Annotated in this window: 17 protein-coding genes; 9 read left to right on the forward strand and 8 right to left on the reverse strand. The window is 68.0% G+C overall.

The window, feature by feature from the left end; all coding sequences use genetic code 11:
- Positions 1-819: 819 nt before the first annotated feature.
- On the reverse strand, positions 820-2,055 hold the full coding sequence (locus tag AMYBE_RS0110030; RefSeq protein WP_051124666.1) for an alpha/beta hydrolase family protein: 1,236 nt from the start codon (positions 2,053-2,055) through the stop codon (positions 820-822).
- A gap of 65 nt (positions 2,056-2,120) precedes the next feature.
- On the opposite strand from AMYBE_RS0110030, the gene AMYBE_RS0110035 reads away from it, so the two are divergent.
- The 6 genes from AMYBE_RS0110035 to AMYBE_RS0110065 all read left to right on the forward strand — a co-directional run bounded on the left by AMYBE_RS0110035 (position 2,121) and on the right by AMYBE_RS0110065 (position 6,539).
- A complete protein-coding gene (locus AMYBE_RS0110035; RefSeq protein WP_020659241.1) occupies positions 2,121-2,432 on the forward strand; it encodes a PadR family transcriptional regulator in 312 nt (103 codons plus the stop codon).
- Positions 2,429-3,166: a hypothetical protein gene (locus AMYBE_RS41365; RefSeq protein ID WP_020659242.1), complete on the forward strand. Its 738-nt coding sequence runs from the start codon at positions 2,429-2,431 to the stop codon at positions 3,164-3,166. Before AMYBE_RS0110035 ends, AMYBE_RS41365 begins: the two co-directional genes overlap by 4 nt.
- A gap of 925 nt (positions 3,167-4,091) precedes the next feature.
- Positions 4,092-4,817, forward strand: a complete 726-nt coding sequence (locus tag AMYBE_RS0110050) for a FadR/GntR family transcriptional regulator (RefSeq protein ID WP_020659244.1) — start codon at positions 4,092-4,094, stop codon at positions 4,815-4,817.
- A complete protein-coding gene (locus AMYBE_RS0110055) occupies positions 4,814-5,536 on the forward strand; it encodes a sterol desaturase family protein (protein ID WP_020659245.1) in 723 nt (240 codons plus the stop codon). The genes AMYBE_RS0110050 and AMYBE_RS0110055 overlap by 4 nt, the downstream gene beginning before the upstream one ends.
- Before the next feature lie 133 nt (positions 5,537-5,669).
- Positions 5,670-6,101 (forward strand): hypothetical protein, encoded by a 432-nt coding sequence (locus AMYBE_RS41370; protein ID WP_020659246.1) that lies wholly within the window; start codon positions 5,670-5,672, stop codon positions 6,099-6,101.
- A gap of 231 nt (positions 6,102-6,332) precedes the next feature.
- Complete coding sequence (locus AMYBE_RS0110065; RefSeq protein WP_020659247.1) at positions 6,333-6,539, forward strand: hypothetical protein; 207 nt, start codon at positions 6,333-6,335, stop codon at positions 6,537-6,539.
- A 68-nt stretch (positions 6,540-6,607) separates the two neighbouring features.
- Here the strand turns inward: AMYBE_RS0110065 and AMYBE_RS0110070 are convergent, their stop codons facing one another.
- Positions 6,608-6,988, reverse strand: a complete 381-nt coding sequence (locus AMYBE_RS0110070; protein WP_020659248.1) for a winged helix-turn-helix transcriptional regulator — start codon at positions 6,986-6,988, stop codon at positions 6,608-6,610.
- Between the two features lie 75 nt (positions 6,989-7,063).
- On the opposite strand from AMYBE_RS0110070, the gene AMYBE_RS0110075 reads away from it, so the two are divergent.
- Positions 7,064-7,990 carry an NADP-dependent oxidoreductase gene (locus tag AMYBE_RS0110075; RefSeq protein ID WP_020659249.1) on the forward strand — a complete coding sequence of 309 codons (927 nt, stop codon included), beginning with the start codon at positions 7,064-7,066 and terminating at the stop codon, positions 7,988-7,990.
- A 201-nt stretch (positions 7,991-8,191) separates the two neighbouring features.
- Here the strand turns inward: AMYBE_RS0110075 and AMYBE_RS41375 are convergent, their stop codons facing one another.
- Entirely contained in the window at positions 8,192-9,061 is an 870-nt protein-coding gene (locus AMYBE_RS41375) for a helix-turn-helix transcriptional regulator (protein ID WP_084469928.1), read from the reverse strand.
- A 176-nt stretch (positions 9,062-9,237) separates the two neighbouring features.
- Here AMYBE_RS41375 and AMYBE_RS41380 point away from each other — a divergent pair, with 176 nt between their 5' ends.
- Complete coding sequence (locus tag AMYBE_RS41380) at positions 9,238-10,542, forward strand: MFS transporter (RefSeq protein WP_020659251.1); 1,305 nt, start codon at positions 9,238-9,240, stop codon at positions 10,540-10,542.
- Between the two features lie 80 nt (positions 10,543-10,622).
- Positions 10,623-12,275, forward strand: coding sequence for an alpha/beta hydrolase fold domain-containing protein (locus AMYBE_RS43310; RefSeq protein WP_020659252.1), 1,653 nt, complete (start codon positions 10,623-10,625; stop codon positions 12,273-12,275).
- Positions 12,276-12,387: 112 nt separating this feature from the next.
- Here the strand turns inward: AMYBE_RS43310 and AMYBE_RS0110095 are convergent, their stop codons facing one another.
- The 5 genes from AMYBE_RS0110095 to AMYBE_RS0110115 form a co-directional block, all read right to left on the reverse strand.
- Positions 12,388-13,362: a PDR/VanB family oxidoreductase gene (locus AMYBE_RS0110095; protein ID WP_020659253.1), complete on the reverse strand. Its 975-nt coding sequence runs from the start codon at positions 13,360-13,362 to the stop codon at positions 12,388-12,390.
- Positions 13,359-13,643 (reverse strand): hypothetical protein, encoded by a 285-nt coding sequence (locus AMYBE_RS0110100; protein WP_020659254.1) that lies wholly within the window; start codon positions 13,641-13,643, stop codon positions 13,359-13,361. Before AMYBE_RS0110100 ends, AMYBE_RS0110095 begins: the two co-directional genes overlap by 4 nt.
- Positions 13,640-14,704: an aromatic ring-hydroxylating oxygenase subunit alpha gene (locus AMYBE_RS0110105; protein WP_020659255.1), complete on the reverse strand. Its 1,065-nt coding sequence runs from the start codon at positions 14,702-14,704 to the stop codon at positions 13,640-13,642. Before AMYBE_RS0110105 ends, AMYBE_RS0110100 begins: the two co-directional genes overlap by 4 nt.
- 148 nt (positions 14,705-14,852) lie before the next feature.
- Positions 14,853-15,623, reverse strand: a complete 771-nt coding sequence (locus AMYBE_RS0110110; protein ID WP_020659256.1) for an IclR family transcriptional regulator — start codon at positions 15,621-15,623, stop codon at positions 14,853-14,855.
- The gene (locus AMYBE_RS0110115; protein WP_020659257.1) at positions 15,620-17,194 is read right to left on the reverse strand and encodes an AMP-binding protein; all 1,575 of its coding nucleotides are present in this window, start codon (positions 17,192-17,194) and stop codon (positions 15,620-15,622) included. The genes AMYBE_RS0110110 and AMYBE_RS0110115 overlap by 4 nt, the downstream gene beginning before the upstream one ends.
- Positions 17,195-17,199: the final 5 nt, after the last annotated feature.

Here is a 17,199-nt window from a genome sequence, read left to right on the forward strand (position 1 = left end):
GTACGGTGGTACGCATGACTTTATGAACCTCGTTCCGGTGCTTCGATCGGTGCCTCAACAGGAGTTCAACCCTTGGTAATTGACGATGGCAGCTGACGTATCAGCGAACCTTAATGCGCACCGGACGTATGAGAAACCATGTGACGGGCTTGGGGGAAACCCGTTCAAGCTTGCATGTTCATGTGCGGAGCCTGCTACCCGTCCGGAGATAGCTTCGGCATGGCGCGGCCGTGATGTACCAGACGAACTGGTCCAAGCGTGGCTGGTCAGTCGGCAGTCTCGACAGTTTGAAGGCGTAGAGTATGGTCAGTGGGGATTTGTCCTCCTCTCGCCTGAAGCTGCACTGAAGCGAACAATTGAAGAATTGTCCCATCGTGCTTCCGATTACCGTTCTCGCGATATTGTGGCGGGCGAGTTCATTGGAGATGAGGAGCTGGTCGTTCTCGCTCCTTTTCCTTGCCGATGGACGGTCGGACTGAATGGTATCCTGGAGGCGGCAGTTTTGCGGAGTTCTTGGAATGCTATTTGTGCTCTCTGGGTGAGAAGTATTGGGAACGGCGGAATCTGCCGGACTAGTCGGACGTGAACGGGTGCGGTGTTCCGTGCCGGTCGAGCGCGGAGCCGGCGGAGAACTCGGACCGGTCCGGGTCCCGGCGGATCGTCAGGGACACGCGGTCGGCTTAGAGCGTGTCTCGTTTGGTGCAGTGGACGGGGCGGGCTCGTCCGTGAAGGGCCTCTTGAGGGAATCTGAGTCCCTCAAGGGGCCCTTCACGGACGTCCACGCGCGATCGCGGTGCCCCAGCCAACTGAGACACGCTCTTAGAATGCGGTGCGCTGAACGCGGACCTGGGAATAGGGGGTCGGGCCGGTCAGCAGTGGTTCGGGACGGCTCTGAGTCACGTGGTCGGCGAACGCGGCAAGGTAGGCGTTGGCGATGGTGAGCGCTTCGGTGCCGTCGATGGGACCGAGCGGGATTTGGGACCGGATCGGTGCGGCGAGGTAGTAGCTGCCGTAGTCGCTGAAATTGAAATGCTCGGCTCCGGTGATCTGGTAGCACCAGGCACCGTCGGTGCTGGCGGCCAGCAGGGTGCGGGCGGCGTCCTGACTGGCCCGGTCGCCCGCGTCGGCGGGTCGGCAGGTGCCGGTGATGCAGGAGTTGTCGCTGCCGATCAGCAGCATTGGTTTGGCCAGCCCGAGGTGCACGACGGGGCCGTACTGAGTGCCGTCGAGGTCGGCCGCGCCGGCGCAGTGGGGATCGGTGCGGCACGCCTCCAGCGCGGAGCTGCCGCCGAAGGAGTGGCCGATGTATACGACGGTGCTGGCGTTGATGTGCCCGGTGAACCGGCCGCTGGAGTTCAGTGTCGCGGCCTGTGTGGCGGCGAATCTGCCGTCTGCGGCCCAGATGGCGATCAGCCGGTCGCCGTCGGTCTGCGCTTGGCCCGCATGCTCGTTCGCGGAGTCGGTCGATGCCGGCTTGCCTGCGTCCGTGCCGGCCACCGCCTGTCCGTTCAGGACGGTGAGGTTCGCACTGTAGGTGGGGGTGACGCCGACGACCAGATAGCCGTGGCTGGCCAGGTTTTCCGCGAGCGTGGTGTATTGCGGCGCGGCGAGGCCCATCCCCGGTTCCAGCACGACGACGGGGAACCGGCCGGCGGCGATCGGCGCATCGGCGAATGAGTGGTCCCGAACGTCGGTGAAGCTGGTTTCGCCAAGGGCGGCCGGACCGCCGACATGCAATCCCGTCCAGGCGCCCGGAGCGTAGGGCGCGGGCTGCGCACCGGGGCCGGGCCGGCCCGGATACCACAGCCAGACCGACAGCTCTCGTGGCTTACCCGGGCCCGGCGCGAGCGGATCGGCGCGGGTGCGGTCGGTCCATTCGAGGATGGTCCGGCCGACCTGGTAGGGGCCGGTCGGGGCGGGCAGCGTGACCGGCTGCGCGGCCCGGATCGCGAAGTAGCCGACGGAACCGCCGAGCACGAGAACGAGGGCGAGCCCGATCCAGAGAACCCACCGCGGCCATCGGCGTCTCCGCTTGCCTGTTGCGTCTTCACCCATGCCTGGATAGTACGCGGCACGTAGCATCGAGTCACGTACTATGGTTGGGGCAGCAAGGAGGACGCATGCACAGCAACGACGCTCAGCTGCTGGTGCTCACCGCGCTCGCCGGCGGCCCGTTGCACGGGTACGCCATCAACACCGCGATCGAGGACCTGACCGGGGCCCGGCTCGGTCCGGGCAGCCTGTACGGCGCGCTCGCCCGTCTGGAGGCGCGACACCTGATCGAGCCCGTGGCGGGCCGGTCCGACGCGCGGGATCGGCAGCGCACCGTCCGCATCACCGCAGCCGGACGGGAGACCTTGCGCGCGGAACTCGAACAGATGGCCCGGGTTGCCCAGGTCGGGCTGCGCGCGCTGGGGGTCGCACCGGCATGAACGTGCCCGCACTGCTGCTGCGGCTCTATCCGCCCGGGATCCGCGAGCGATGGGGCAGCGAGATCGTGCACGAGGCGCGGCTGGCCGGACCGCGCTCCTGGTTCGACACCGCCGCCGGGGCCGCGAAACTGTGGCTGCATCCCAGCGACTGGCCCGAAACCGCGAACGAACAGACCAGCCGGGTCCTGACCACCGCGTTCGTCGCGGTCACCGTCGTAGCCACGCTGCTGGTGCGCGCGGCCGGCCCCGCCTCGCTCACCGCGAACCTCGGCCGTCCCACCACCAGCGCGTGGTTCGCGCCGGTCCTTGCCGGGCTGGCCCTGGCCGCACCGTTGCCGCCGCCGCACTGGGCCACGCTTGGACGCCTGGTCGTCGCGGCTGCCCACAGCCTCATCGCGCCGGTCCTCGCGTTCGGCACCCTGTTCCTGATCGCGCACAGCGGATTGATCGTCCACCCGACCGGCGTGGCCAAGGTCCTGCTGGTCGGCTCCTACTGGGCCGTCCTCAGCTTCATTGCGATTCATTTGTGCCTGCTGACCGCACGCGTCGGCCGGTTCGCCGTGCTGCCGAGCACCCGGCGGCTGCGCCTCGCGTTGTTGCTGCTCGGGGCAGGGCTGGCGCTCGCGGCCGTGCAAACGCTGCTGACCGGCACGCTGGTGCTGTCGTGCGGGCTGGCCGCTCTCGCCGCGGCCGTGTTCGCCGCTGGCCTCGACCTGCGCCGTATTGCAGAGTGACGCGGACGGTGCACCTGATGTTCGAGACGACGAGGCCGGACGACTATCTATTGCGATTGGCAGGCGTCCGACCTGGGCCGCGCGACCCGGCGCTCGCACTCGCCGAATTCGAGATGGGGCTCGCCAGGTAGTCCTCGCCCTGGGATGCGGACCCGGCGCGGACCTTTCGGCCTATGCCGATGCAGCACGGTACGCGGTCCCTGTGCGAGCAGAGCCCCCGCTTTCACCGCCTCACCGGTCCTCACGCCGCCGCCGGTCTTGAGCAAATCGAAAGCCTGAAACCAGCAGGCTCCACGAGTTCCTGAGCACCCGGTCTCGCGGCCGGCGGCGTGGTGTTGTCCACGCTGGCAGACGCTGCGGACCGCGACTACTGGCTCGTCGTCCTGAGTGACGTGTGCGCGGATCCGGATCCGCAGCTGCGCGAGGACCCCTGTCGTCGGTGCTCCCGCAGCATGCGGAGGTGCTTGCCGCCAGAGAGTTCGCGGCTGACCTGCAATCGTGAGCGCTCGAACTCGCCGCCGCTTCTCCCGGTGCGCGACGAACGGCCCGGACAACGTACGGGTATCTGGGTATTGCGAGCCAGTCAGGGGTCGTAAACCCTTGGAAGCAAAGGGTTTACGTGCGGCGAAGCCAATGCATCAGCAGAGTGCGATCGCGCTGGCGTGCGTTTTGGCGACACACCGGAACAGCGGCCCCTGGCCGGGCTCGGGCCACGCTAGGGACACCCGCTGGGCGCAGGTAGCCGCCCCGGCGATCTCGATCCGGGCCTGGCGGCTGCTGGTGGATCCACAATGGAGGGTCGCTGGTCGGTTGTGCGGTAGTCCGGTGTGGAAGCCCGATTCCTCCATTCGGTGCGCGGCACTGCTCGTCCTCAGCACTGGTATGACCACTTGACCAGTGGCCGCTCGCGTCGTACGGTCCGCACATGCACTTGCAGCCAGTCGCTCGACGGTCCGTTCCCGACGAGGTCTACGACCAGCTCCTCGGCGAGCTGATGGCGGGCGATATGGCCGCTGGTGAGCGGCTGCCCAGCGAGCGCCGGCTTGCCGAGGTCCTCGGGGTGTCGCGCCCGGCGGTCCGCGAGGCGCTGCAACGGCTCTCCCATGCGGGATACGTCGAGGTACGGCAGGGCGACACGACCACCGTCCGCGACTTCCGCCGACACGGCGGCCTGGACCTGCTCCCGCGCCTGTTGGTGGTGCAGGGCCGGATCGACCTCACCGTCGCGCGCAGCATCCTCGAGGCCCGGGCGTACGTCGGCCCGCGGATCGCACAGCTCGCCGCGGAACGCGGGGGCACGAAGCTGGCGAAGCCGCTGCAGCACGCGGTGGAAGCGCTGGAGTCCGACCTGGATCCGGTCGCGCGGCAGCGTGCTGCGCTGGACTACTGGCAGGTGCTCGTCGACGGTGCCGACTCGATCGCGTTCCGGCTGATGTTCAACAGCATGCGCGCGGCGTACTTGCCACTGATCGATGCCCTCGCCTCGGTGATGTCCGCGGAGGTCGACCAGATCGACACCTACCGGCGGCTGGCCGAGGCAGTGAGCTCCGGCGACGGCGGTACGGCACGCGACCAGGCCACGCAGCTGCTCACGTCGGCGACCGATGCGCTGACCTCGATGATCGACACATTGCAGGAGGACCCTTCGTGAACGACCACGTGGAGCGACTCGCGCAGGAACGGCTGAATGCGGCCGAGCGGGAGCTGGCGCGCCGGCCGGCAGTGACGCTCGGTTCGACGTGGCGCGCGTTCTGGCGCTATCCGTCTCCGTGGATGATCAGCGCCTTCATCGTCGGTGCGCTGACCGGTCGTCTCGTCGTCGCGCAGTGGGCACTCAGCGACCTATGGGCACCGCTCGTTTTCGTCGCGCTCTTCCCCTTCATCGAGTGGACTATCCACGTCTTCATCCTGCACTGGCGCCCGCGTCGGATCGCCGGTGCGTACGTCGACACCCTGCTCGCCCGCGACCACCGGCGGCACCACGCCGAACCACGCGACGTACCGCTGGTATTCGTGCCCTGGCGTTCACTGATCTGGGTCATCCTCATCGTCGGCTGCGCACTCCCGATCGCGGTCGGCCTGCTGGTCGGGGCATCGTGGGGCGAGATCCTGTCGTACATGCTCACCGAGGCGCTCGCCCTCGGGATCTACGAGTGGACGCACTACCTGATCCACAGCGACTATCGGCCGAAATCACGCGCCTACAAGGTGATCTGGCGCAACCACCGGCTGCACCACTACAAGAACGAGCACTACTGGTTCTCGATCACCACGAGCGGTACATCGGACCGCGTGCTCGGCACCCACCCGGACCCGGCGAAGGTGCCCACCAGCGGCACCGCGAAGAACCTGCACGGAGAGGTCGCGTGAGCGACCGATCGCGTCCTCGCTCGCCAAGCGGAGCATCTGGCTGTTCGGGTTGAGCGCGAGCCTGGGATCCAATTCCCTACGGGAGAACAGTTAATGCGATGCTTTGCCGCAGGCTGGCTGTCACCCTGACGACATGCTGCTCAAGCTGACCGGATCGAGCTGTTCCGGCAAGTCCACGCTGGCTTTCGCTGTCGCTGACCGGCTCCAGCGGGTCGCCGTGCACGACTTCGACGAGGTCGGCGTGCCGGAGCGTCCTGATCATCACTGGCGCCACCGCACAACCGAACTGTGGGTGCGGCGCGCGTTGGAGTATCAAGACTGCGGGATCGACCTCCTGCTGACCGGGCAGTCGCCGCTGGGCGAGGTCCTGGCGGCTCCCTCTGCTCCGCTGCTGGACGGGATCCACGGTATCGACCCGAAGCAATCACCGCGGGCAGCCGGTCGGACATGGCCTGGCACCGCTGGACAGGGTGGGCCGCCGAGGATCCACGGTGGTGCACCCGCCTGCTTGACACTACCGGTCAACCCGTTGCGAAATCCGTGGACCAGGTGGAGCGATGGGTGAACGAACAGCGCGAGGCGCGCACGGCAGGCCAACTGCCCTTGAGCCATCGCTGGCCGGAAGGGAGACCCTCCCGCAGGCCGTGAGGGTTGATCTACTTTGCAGCGCCTAATCCGCGTCGGCGACTTTCGCCTGCCACGCCTTCACCCGCGCTCTTGTAGTGACCGCAACAGAAAGCCATCGGGTGGACCGGGAAGAGCCCGATTGTATTGACAAATACACGTCGCGCGCAGGATGTCGGCCTCTTCCGGGCAACAAGCCCTCGCCGTCGAGCCCAGGGCCAGCCAAGACCTCACCGAGGGGGAGACGGAATTCTTCCGCAGCGGCGACATCGGCTGGCTGGAGGAGGAGAGCTTCCTTTGCTGCCGCGGCCGTCGCAAGGGGACAGTCAAGACCGGCGGTGAGAACGTCAGCATGCAGGAGGTCGAGCCGTTGCTCTAACTCGAGACACCCGACCTGAGCACGGCCATCCGCCGACGTCAGGGGATGACCTGGAGAGCGGCGAGGAGTCAGCTCTGACGGGCGATCGGCTCGGAACCGGCGTCGAGCGCGGCGAGCACGGCGTCGCCGTTCGCCCTCGCCCAGTCGGTTAGTACCTGGATCGGGTCGGTCAGCGTCGCCCCGAGCGGGGTGAGTTCGTACTCGACGCGGGGCGGCACCTCGGCGTAGGCGTGGCGGCGGACAAGTCCGTGCGATTCGAGCCGTCGCAGCGTCTGAGTGAGCATCTTGCGGGAGATGCCGCCGATCAGCTCGATCAGCTCACCATGTCGCACGGGGCCTCTGCTCAGGCCGGCGAGCACGACCACCGTCCACTTGTCGGCGATCAGTTCGACCGCCAGCCGCGCCGGACAGTCCGCGAGAAAGACCTCACCGCCACCGAAACCGCTCATGGAGCCAAAGGTACCTGGCGGTTCCTATCGGACACCTACGCTGGGTTTCTGTTCCCCTTCACAGCCAGGAGAGTCATGCGAGTCATCACCAGGCAGGCGCTCGGCGGTCCCGAGGCGCTCGTCATCGCGGACGCGCCGGTGCCCCAGCCCCTCCCGACCGAGGTCCTCGTCCGGGTCAAGGCGATCGGGCTGAACCCGCTGGAGGCGCGTCTGCGCGCCGGCGAGTTCCCACTGCTCGGAAAGCCGCCGTTCGTTCTCGGCTGGGACATCAGCGGCGTGGTCGAAGAAGCGCTGACATACCGGTTCAGGCCCGGCGACGAAGTGTTCGGAATGCCGATGTTCCCCCGAGCGGCCAACGCGTACGCAGAACTCGTGGCGGCCCCGGCATTGCACTTGGCGCGCAAACCGGCGTCGCTCTCGCACATCGAGGCCTCGGCGTTGCCGGTGGTCGGGCTCACTGCGTGGCAGGGTCTCGTCGACCTTGGCGGCGTAACCGCCGGCGACCGCGTCCTGGTCCACGGCGGTGGCGGCGGGGTCGGCCACGTCGCGATTCAGATCGCGAAGGCCCTCGGCGCGCACGTGATCACGACCGCCAGCGGGAGCAAACGAGAGTTTGCCGAGGCGCTTGGCGCCGACGAAGTGATCGACTACACGACGACCGACTTCACCGAGACGGTCGGCGAGGTCGACCTCGTGCTGGACACGCTCGGCGGCGACACCGCCGAGCGCTCGCTCGGTGTGCTCCGCCCAGGCGGTCACCTGGTGACGGCGGTCGCCGAGGACGATTCCGAGCTCGCCGCCAAATTCGAGGCAGCCGACATGCGCTTCAGCGGCATCGCGGTCGATCCCGATCCGGTCGCGCTGCGAGGTCTCGTAGAACTCGTCGAACAGGGCAAGCTTCGGGTCCACGTACAGGAAACGTTCCCTTTCGATCGCATCGCCCACGCGCACCGGCTACTCGACACCGGGCATCTCCAGGGCAAACTCGTCCTTACCGTCTGAGCCGGTCGCGGGCAACCGTGAGCGGTACGGGTCGCTACGAGCTGCGCCGAAGCCTGCAGTCCGAGCGGGTGCTCGGCACTCGCTCAGGTATTCGTCGCCCGCGCGGACCTCGGCTTACCCGGTCGGCGGCGGTTGCGGGCCAAGCGGACCGGCCCCATCGCTGTGTCACGCCAACTTGCGGCTTGGCCACATCGGAGGGAGTTACTCACCGGTGAGGGCACCGGGGCCAAAGCGGGACCGGACGCCCGTCGATCGCAGTTTGTCCGAAGTCGGTCCGTCGGCGGGGATCAGGAAGCTGACGCGGATGTTCGGACCGTGCTGGGTCCGCACCGGCACGTGCTGGAACACGAGAGTCCCCAATCCGGGGTGATCGAGTGTGATGGCGGCTTCGCCGCGGGTTTGCGCGGGATACTGCTGCCACCACTGACGGAACTCGGGACTCGCCTCGGTGAGCCGGTTCACCATCGTGCTGAGCGCGGGATCTCCCGAGTGCAGCGCGGTGCTCAGCCGGAACTCCGCGAGCAGTAGCCGTGCCTGCTCGTGCCAGTCCCGAAACAGGGTGCGCATGAACGGATCAGTGAACATCAGGCTGAGGATGCCTCGATCCGCGACGTCCAGGCGGGTCCAGTCGCCGAACACGAGCTTCGCGCTCTCGTTCTGTCCGAATCCTTCCCAGCGCGGCCCGACCATCCAGGCCGGTGCCGGGTCGTGTTGAGCCACCAGCCTGAGGAGGCCCTCAGGCACGCCGGCGGAGCCATCGTGCTCTGGTGATGCCGGCCCGCGACCGCTGAGGAGCGTGAGCACCAGTTGTGTTTCCTCGTCGGTGCACGCCAGCGCCGCGGCGACGCGGGTGAGGGCGGCGGCGGAGACCGGAATCGGGCGTGCTTGCTCGAGCCAGGTGTACAACGTGGTGCTGATCTCGGCCAGTACCGCCACCTCCTCTCGGCGCAATCCGGCCGTACGACGACGGCCGGTAGCCGGGAAGCCTGCTGCCGACGGATCGATCGCCGTGCGCCGCGCGCGGAGAAAAGCGGCGAGCTGCTGCCTGCGTTCGGGGTCCTCGATAAGCACAAGCGTTCTCCCTCGTGCCTGGTAACTGCCATTACTAGGAAGGTTCCGGAACTGGTGACCTGCCCGTCAGGTGCCACACACTACTCGGCAGCACGCGGGATCCCGCTCGATGCGCGTCTGCGCGGTCAATGACGACACGGAGAAGGACGGAAACGAGCATGGCTACTCGGGGTGGAATGCATATTTCACGGAAGCTGATTTTGTTGCTGTGCTTCTGCGTAATCGTGATCGAGGGCTACGACCTGATCGTCTACGGGACGGTGCTGCCGACAATCCTGAAGACGCCTTCCTGGGGGCTCACCCCGGCGACGGCAGGACTGATCGGCAGCTGCTCGCTGGTCGGTCTGCTGATCGGCTCGCTCTTCGCCGGCGCGCTGGCCGATCGCCTGGGCAGACGCCGGACGCTCATCGTGGGCACCGTGTGGTTCTCGTCCTGGATGGCCGTGTGTGCCTTGCCGGCCGGCGTTCCGATGTTCGGCATCGCCCGGTTCATGGTGGGCCTCGGGGTCGGGTCGGCTGTGGCCGCGGCTGGTGTGACCGCGGTGGAGTTCGCGCCGCGCGGCCGCGGTCAGTCCTACAGCGCCATCGCATGGACCGGTGCCGCAGCAGGGGGCATCGCCTCGTCGTTGCTGGCTCTGGCACTGCTGTCGCAGTTCGGGCCGCGCGTGATGTTCTGGCTCGGCGCGCTCCCGTTGGTGGTCCTGGTGCCGGCGCTGGCTGTCCTGCTGCCGGAATCGCCGGAGTGGCTCCGTGCGCACGGCCGCACTGCGCAGGCCGACGCCATTGCCGCCGACTTCCGGCTCTCGGGCGGGGCGACGCCCGGCCCGGCCGCCGCTGAGCGGGTCAGCGGGGGGATGAGGGGCCTGTTCTCCCGGGATTACTTGCGGGTGACGGTCTTGCTGGGATTGCTGAGCATTCTCACTCTGCTGCTGGTTTACGGACTGTCGACCTGGCTGCCGGTGCTGATGCAGAGCACCGGGCACAGTCCGTCGACGTCACTGCTGTTCCTGCTCCTGCTGAGCGCAGGCGGCATGCTCGTCCCCGTGCTCGGCGGCCGTGTCGCCGATCTCGCCGGACCCCGCGTCGTGACCGCTTCCGTGCTCGCGCTCGCCGCGGTATGCATCGTCCTGCTGACTGCCGACCTGCCCACTCCGGTGCTGCTCGCACTCGCATTCCTCACCGGGGGCGGCACCCTCGGCGCGCAGGTCCTGATCTACGGGTTCGCCGCGAACTTCTATCCGGCGTCCTGCCGCGCGTCAGGTGTGGCCTGGGTGTCGGCCGCAGGGAGGCTGGGGTCCATCGTCGGTCCCGTTGTCACGGGTTTGATTGTCGGCGCCGGTGCCAGCGCGGCAACCAGCTTGGTCCTGTTCGCTTCTGTGGCCGTTGTCGCCGCGGTGTGCACGGGGTTCGTGCGGCACCGCACTGCGTTTCCCAGCGAGTCGCGCCCGCCTCGGGCCGCCGAATACGACACACGAGCCTGATCGAGCCTTTCCCGTGCTCTGTAAGTATTCCGTCGGCGAAGGCGGCCGGTATCCGGAAGAGTTTTGTGAGGAGTTCTGCTATGCGCGCCACCAACCATCCGCTCTCCGACAAAGACGCCACGCGGATGGCGGAAGTCCGGGCACAAGTACGCGGCTCTGCCGACACCGGCGAGGTCCTGATGCGCATGGCCACCGGCCAAGACCCCGCGCGGCCGATCGCGACCTCATCGTTTCGGGCCGGCGGTCTCACCGGCGAATGGGTCGCTGCTCCAGGCACTGCTGCCGACGGTGTCGTCCTGTACTTGCACGGCCGTCGTTTCCAGTTCGAGGAACCCGCGAACGTGCTCGCCGGCAAGCTGTCCGCCGCCTCCGGCTGGCCGGTGCTGATGCCGCACTACCGGCTAGCCCCGGCTCACCCCTATCCGGCCGCACTCGACGACACGCTCGACGCCTACCGTGCACTGCTGGAACAGGGTTTCCCGGCTGGCCGAATACTCCTCGTCGGCCACTCTGCCGGTGCGACGCTGACTTTGCAGGCGTTGCTGCGGCTCCGGGCGTCCGGCGGGCCATTGCCGGCGGCCGCCGTCGCGATCTCGCCGATCACCGACTTCGCCTTCGGCGGAGCGAGCATCGCGAATGGCAATGACGACGTGGTCTCGTGCCCGGAGCTTTTGCAGGTGCGGGAGGCGCTTCTTGCCGACGCGGACCCGGCCGGTGACGTGTCGCCGCTGAACGGAATATGCCCAGGCCTGCCCCCGCTCTTGATGGCGTGCGGCAGCGTGGAGCGGCTGCGGGACGACACCGTGCGGTTCGCCGAGCGCGCCGCGGCCGCCGGCAACGAGGTCAGCCTCGAACTGTACGACGGCATGCCGCACGGCTTCCCCGTCCTCGATACCGACGCGACGAACCTGTTGCTGGACCGGATCGCCGCGTTCGCCGCTGAGCACCTCGCCTGCCGTCCGGAAGACACGGCATCCGGCCCGCTGACCGTCCAGCGGGTTGGGTGGGCGAGCTACGTGGTCACTACCGAACGAGGGACCAGAGTCCTGGTGGACCCGTATCTGGCGGGCAGCGAAGGAATCCATTATGGACTCCCGCAGAGTCCGATCCGGCCGATCGACCTGGCGGACGTCGATGTGGTGGTCGTGACCCACGCCGGATTCGACCACCGCGGCCAGGCGCTGGAGATCGTCCAATCGGGACAGGCCGTCCTCGTGTGCGGAACAGCCCTGTTGGCGGCCGCTCGCGCGGCGGGCGTTCCGATGGAACGGATTGCGGTGACCGTTTCCGGCGTCGAGGTGCGGCACCGGGACGTGAAGCTGCGCTCCCTGCCGGCCCGCCACGAATCGAGCATGACCGTCGGCGGCGGATTCATCGCGGACCAGCCGCAGTCGTTCATGCTCACCACGGCCGGCGGCGCGCGGGTGTTCTGCGGCGGCGACACCTCGCTGTCCCAAGACCTGCGGACCTGGGGCGAGCTCTACCAGCCCGAGACAGCCGTGCTCGGGATCGGCGGGGTGTGGATCGGAGCGGCTCGCGTGGTCGAACTGCCGCCCCTGGACGCAGCAGTTGCGGCCCGATGGCTTGGGGTGTCGACGGTGATCCCGGTCCACCACACGCCGGGTGACGCCTTGCCGGCGCAGCTTGCGGCAAACCTCGCCGAAGACCCGATCGAGGTCGTGTCTCTGGACTTCGGTGAGAGCTGGACCGCGACAGAGCAGAGCCCGGGCTGAGGAGAGCGGCGGGTGGGTTCTGCCGCCGGGGATTGTGTGGCTGTCCTGCTGGCGAGGGGGTTGAGCCGGGACTCGGAGTCGGTGCCGGGCGAGGTTCCTGGGCCGCCCGGCGTCACAGGTCCAGCACGAGCCGCGGCGAGCACGCTCGCGACACGCAGATCATCATCGCGTCGTTCGCCGCTTGTTCGTCGTCGGTCAGGACGGAATCGCGGTGGTCGGGAACGCCGTCGAGGACGGTCGTCTCGCAGGTGCCGCAGGTCCCCTCCCGGCAGGACGACAGCACTTGGATCCCTTCGGCCTCGACGACGTCGAGCACGGATTGGCCAGCGGGCACGGTCAGCGCGATCCCGGTCCGCGCCAGCTCGATCTCGAAGGACTCGCGCGGTCCGTCGTCCGCGCCGGTCTTCGGAGCGAAGCGTTCGACGTGCAGAGCGCCGCGTGGCCACCGGCTGCACTCTCGCTCGACGGCGGCCAGCAGCGGCTCTGGCCCGCAGCAGTACACCGCGATGTGTTCCGCGTTCTGACCGGGAGCGGCCAGGATGTCGGCCAAGTCGAGCAGACCTGTCTCGTCCTGCGGACACATCGACACGTTGCCGGGATACTGCTCGTCGAGTTGGTCGCGGAAGGCCATGGAGGTGCGGGTGCGCCCGCCGTAGACAAGCCGCCAGCCCGCGCCGACGGCCTCGGCCCGGATGATCATCGGCAGGATCGGCGTGATACCGATTCCGCCCGCGATGAAGACGTACTCTTTTGCTTCCACGAGCGGGAAGTGGTTGCGCGGCCCTCGCACGCGCACGGTGTCTCCCTCGGCAAGATTGTCGTGGACATACGCGGAACCGCCGCGGCCGTCCGGTTCGCGCAGGACGGCGATCTTCCAGACCGGGCGCTCCGCCGGGTCGCCGCAGAGTGAGTACTGGCGGGTGCGCCCGCCTTCGAAGACGAGGTCGATGTGCGCACCTGGTTCCCAGGGCGGGAGATCGTCGCCGTCGGCACTGCGCAGGGTCAGCTGGACGATGCCGTCGGCCACGAGTTCTTTCTTCTCCAGCACAAGGTCCAGTTCGGCGTCGCTGTGAAGGGTGGCGTTCATTGTTTGTTCCTGGTGGTGTCAGCAGATGCCAGGATCGGCTCGGGTGTCGAGGCGGACGGAGGTTGCGCGGCCGGGTTCGGCAGCGGCGGGGGCAGGTGGCCTTCGGGATGGGAGAGAAGCCACTCCCACAGCTCGACCGGGTCGTCGAAGATCCGTTCGCTGCCGCAATGGCAGACCGCGCGCAGCTGGTCGGTGCCCAGCACCCAATGGATCCGGTAGACGCGGCTTCCGTTGAGCACCGGCGGCGCCGCGGGAATGCCGCCCTCGTACGCGCTGGTCATCGAGCCGGCGCAGCGGGCGCGTTGTGCGGAGCCTGGCCGGCCATGCGAGCGAGCATGCGGCGGGCAGCGAGGCCGCCGGTGTCGATGTTGATCGAGAGTTCCTGGTAGCCCTCGGGTTCGTGCTGGATCACCTTCTCCAGGACGTCGAGCGCCTCGACGTCCTGGAGAACGACGGTGCGGTTGTTCTCGGCCAGGAAGCGGGAGACGTCTTCGTCGTCCAGGGCGAAGTCGCGCGCCACCATCCAGAAATCGTGGGTGGAGTGTTCGGTCTCCGGGGTGATCGCGTAGACGACCTCGACGTGGAAAGCGTCCGGGTCGGTTCCGTCGGCGCCCGGCACGGAGCCGACCGGGGCGATCCGGCTGTGCAGCTTGTACAGGCAGGGCGGGCTGTACTCGATGTCCTGCCAGCGGGCGATCCGTCCCTGCAGGCCGGTTGATTTCGCGTAGAACGGCGGGCATTCGGCGTCGTCCATGTGCCGGGAGACGTAGACGATGCCGGCGTCGTCGTCGACTTCGGTCGAGATCGGGGTGGAGGCTACCTCGGGCGTGCCGATGTACCCGCCGTGCAGGTAGGTCTCGTGGGAGAGGTCGAGGAGATTGTCGACGAGCAGCGAGAAGCGGGCCTGCAACGGTTCCATCCCGCGCACCGTCGTGTAGTCCGGAGAGTCGAGATACGAGGCTCGGCGGATGCGTGCCGGGTCCGCGAGTGCGGCGTCGCCGATCCAGATCCAGACCAGCGAGTCCAGTTCGACGACCGGGTACGGGGTGAGCCGTGCGGTGCGCGGCACACGCGTCTGACCCGGGACTGCGACGCATTTGCCGTCGCTGCCGTAGGTGAAGCCGTGGTAGCCGCAGACGACATTGCCCTCGACCAGCCGAGAAGGCGCTTGTGACAACGGGAACCGCCGGTGCACGCATCGGTCGGAGTTGGCGACGACCTGGCCGGACTCGGTGCGCCAGAACAGGATCGGCTCGCCGCAGATGGTGCGGGCGAACAGCTCGTGCTTGATTTCGCAGCTGTAGGCAGCGACGTACCACTGGTTGTGCGGGGTCGTCGTCATTGACGAGGTCCTCTCCGCTTCTCGTTTCGTCGGACTCGGTTCTCCGGCGTCGGGCGACCAGCCGGTCCGTCGAGGATGCGGCGGCCGGCGATCGGAGTGAACCTGCGTTCTCAGAAAATGGAAGGCCGGTCCGGTGCCACGGGCTGGCTCATGACGAGCTGGCGAGCGTCCGGCTAATCGCTCTCGCGCTGGTACGCACCAGGGGTGCCAAGGACTGGACGGTGGCGGTGCCGTGGCGCACGACGAGGGAAACGGCCGCGACTACCTCTCCCCGGCCGTTCTCGACCGGCGCGGCGACGGAGATCGCGTCGAGGGTCACCTGGCGGTCGCTGACCGCGTACCCGTCGCGCCGGACGTCGGCCAACATCCGGCGCAGGCGGAGCGGGTCGGTGACGGTACGAGGGGTGAAGCGCTCGATTCTGCTGTCGAGCACGGCCGTCTGGATCTCGTCGGGTGCGTGGGCGAGCAGCGATAGCCCGACTCCGGTCGCGGTCAGCGCGAAACGCCCTCCTACGCGGGTGAGGACCGGCACTGCGCCGGAGCCGGCGATGCGTTCGACGAAGATCAGCTCGGTGCCCTCGCGCACCGCGAGCTGTACGTTTTCCCGGGTGATCTGCGAGAGGTCTTCCAGGTACGGCAAAGCAAGCTCGCGCAGCCCTTGTCCGCGGGGCGCAAGCGAACCCAGCTCCCACAGCCGCAATCCGATGCGGTAACGGCCGTCTGCGCCGCGTTCCAGCGCACCCCACTGGTTGAGGACGGCGACCAACCGGTGGGTGGTCGACAACGGCAGCCCAGACAGGCGCGACAGCTGGCTCACGGTGTGCTGCGGCGTCGCGACGGTGAACAGGTCGAGCAGGGCGAGCGCTCTGCTGACCACCGGGCCGGTCGGGCCTGCCGGATGTCCGCGTCGGGAGGTCATCGGCTCGGGGCCTGGCTCCGGAGAAGCCGGCGAAGGACTTTCCCGCTGGGGGATTTGGGGATCTCGTCGACGAACTCGACCTCGCGGATCTTTTTGTACGGCGCGACCCGCTCGGCGACCCAGTCCATCAGGGCTTGGGCATCGGTCGGACCTGCGGCGACCACGACTGCCTTGGGCGCTTCGCCGCCTTCCCGGTGCGGCACGCCGACGACCGCGGCGTCGAGGACGTCCGGATGTGTCAGCAGCACTGATTCAAGTTCGGCGGGGGCGATCTGATAGCCCTTGTACTTGATCAGTTCCTTGAGGCGGTCCACCACCCAATAGTGCCCGGCCTCGTCGATTCGGACGATGTCGCCGGTGCGCAGCCACTTTCCGTCGACGATCGTCTCCGCGCTGGCTTGAGGATTGTCCAGATAACCGCGCATCACTTGCGGTCCGGACACCCACAGCTCGCCCGGCTGCCCGGGCGCGGAGTCCTCGCCGGTGGCGGGGTCGACGAGGCGGGCTTCGGTGTTCGGGACGAGCCTGCCGACCGACCCGGCAGGGGTGGTCGGGAACTCCTCGTCGGGGACGAAGTTGGTGCCCGGACTGGCTTCGGTCATCCCATACCCTTGCCGGATCAGGACGCCGATGCGGCTCTCGGCCCGCTCGGCGACGTTCACGTCGAGCGGTGCCGCGCCGCAGATGCCGCGTTGCAGCGACGACAGGTCGTATCGGTCGACCTCGGGTGCCGAGGCCAGCGCGAGGACTATCGGCGGCGCCAGGAACGCCCTTGTCACCCGGTAGTCCTGCACCATCTGCAGGTAAGCCGCCAGCGAGTACTTGGGCAGCGTCACGATCGTCGCCCCAGCGCGCAGCGCGGTCGCCAGAATGATCACGAAGCCGTAGATGTGGAAGAAGGGCAACGCAGCCGATACCACGTCAGCGGAGCCGACGTGCCACCCCGCGGCGTTCTGCTCCAGGTTCGCGACCACGTTGCGGTGGGTCAGCATCACTCCTTTCGGGAGGCCGGTCGTGCCGCTGGAGAACGGCAGGACTGCCAGGGCGGTGGCCGGATCGATCTCGAGGTCCGGCGGCGTCCGGCGGCTGGTGAGCAGTTTGGCGAACGGCGTGCCCGGACCCGGCCAATCCGCGCTGCTGTCGAGGACCAGGTGGTGCGGCGTTCCGGCGGACAGTGCGGCGTCGGCCGCTTTCGGCGCCGACGCCGCGGAGCTGACGACTGCCTTGGCTTTCGCCAGGGCGAGTTGCTTAGTCAGCTCCTCGCCGGTCAGGACCGGGTTCATCGGCGCGACCGCGGCACCAGCCCGCAAGACGGCGTAAACGGCGAGCGCATACCTGGGCTGATTGTGGCTCAGGACAGCGACGACATCGCCAGGACCGACGCCGAGTTCGGCGAGCCCGGCCGCCGCGGCGTCCACCCCGTCAGCGAGGTCGCGATAGGAAAGGCGTTCTCCGCTGAGGGCGTCGACGAGGGCGGTCTTGTCCCCGTGTTCCCGAGCGTGTTCGAGCACGTGCTCGACGAGTGTGCCGCCAGGGATTTCTACGTCGGGAAAGCTGCTGCGGTAGATCACGAAGA

Source organism: Amycolatopsis benzoatilytica AK 16/65 (genome assembly GCF_000383915.1).
Taxonomy (GTDB): Bacteria; Actinomycetota; Actinomycetes; order Mycobacteriales; family Pseudonocardiaceae; genus Amycolatopsis; species Amycolatopsis benzoatilytica.

Excerpts from the sequence above, each read along its gene's own strand:
- AMYBE_RS0110030 (WP_051124666.1), bottom strand. The coding sequence starts at position 2,055 with ATGGGTGAAGACGCAACAGGCAAGCGGAGACGCCGATGGCCGCGGTGG.
- AMYBE_RS0110100 (WP_020659254.1), bottom strand. The coding sequence starts at position 13,643 with ATGACCAGCGCGTACGAGGGCGGCATTCCCGCGGCGCCGCCGGTGCTC.
- AMYBE_RS41370 (WP_020659246.1), top strand. The coding sequence starts at position 5,670 with ATGCTGCTCAAGCTGACCGGATCGAGCTGTTCCGGCAAGTCCACGCTG.
- AMYBE_RS0110110 (WP_020659256.1), bottom strand. The coding sequence starts at position 15,623 with ATGACCTCCCGACGCGGACATCCGGCAGGCCCGACCGGCCCGGTGGTC.
- AMYBE_RS0110075 (WP_020659249.1), top strand. The coding sequence starts at position 7,064 with ATGCGAGTCATCACCAGGCAGGCGCTCGGCGGTCCCGAGGCGCTCGTC.
- AMYBE_RS41365 (WP_020659242.1), top strand. The coding sequence starts at position 2,429 with ATGAACGTGCCCGCACTGCTGCTGCGGCTCTATCCGCCCGGGATCCGC.
- AMYBE_RS41380 (WP_020659251.1), top strand. The coding sequence starts at position 9,238 with ATGCATATTTCACGGAAGCTGATTTTGTTGCTGTGCTTCTGCGTAATC.
- AMYBE_RS0110035 (WP_020659241.1), top strand. The coding sequence starts at position 2,121 with ATGCACAGCAACGACGCTCAGCTGCTGGTGCTCACCGCGCTCGCCGGC.
- AMYBE_RS0110065 (WP_020659247.1), top strand. The coding sequence starts at position 6,333 with ATGTCGGCCTCTTCCGGGCAACAAGCCCTCGCCGTCGAGCCCAGGGCC.
- AMYBE_RS0110070 (WP_020659248.1), bottom strand. The coding sequence starts at position 6,988 with ATGAGCGGTTTCGGTGGCGGTGAGGTCTTTCTCGCGGACTGTCCGGCG.
- AMYBE_RS0110105 (WP_020659255.1), bottom strand. The coding sequence starts at position 14,704 with ATGACGACGACCCCGCACAACCAGTGGTACGTCGCTGCCTACAGCTGC.
- AMYBE_RS0110050 (WP_020659244.1), top strand. The coding sequence starts at position 4,092 with ATGCACTTGCAGCCAGTCGCTCGACGGTCCGTTCCCGACGAGGTCTAC.
- AMYBE_RS0110095 (WP_020659253.1), bottom strand. The coding sequence starts at position 13,362 with ATGAACGCCACCCTTCACAGCGACGCCGAACTGGACCTTGTGCTGGAG.
- AMYBE_RS43310 (WP_020659252.1), top strand. The coding sequence starts at position 10,623 with ATGCGCGCCACCAACCATCCGCTCTCCGACAAAGACGCCACGCGGATG.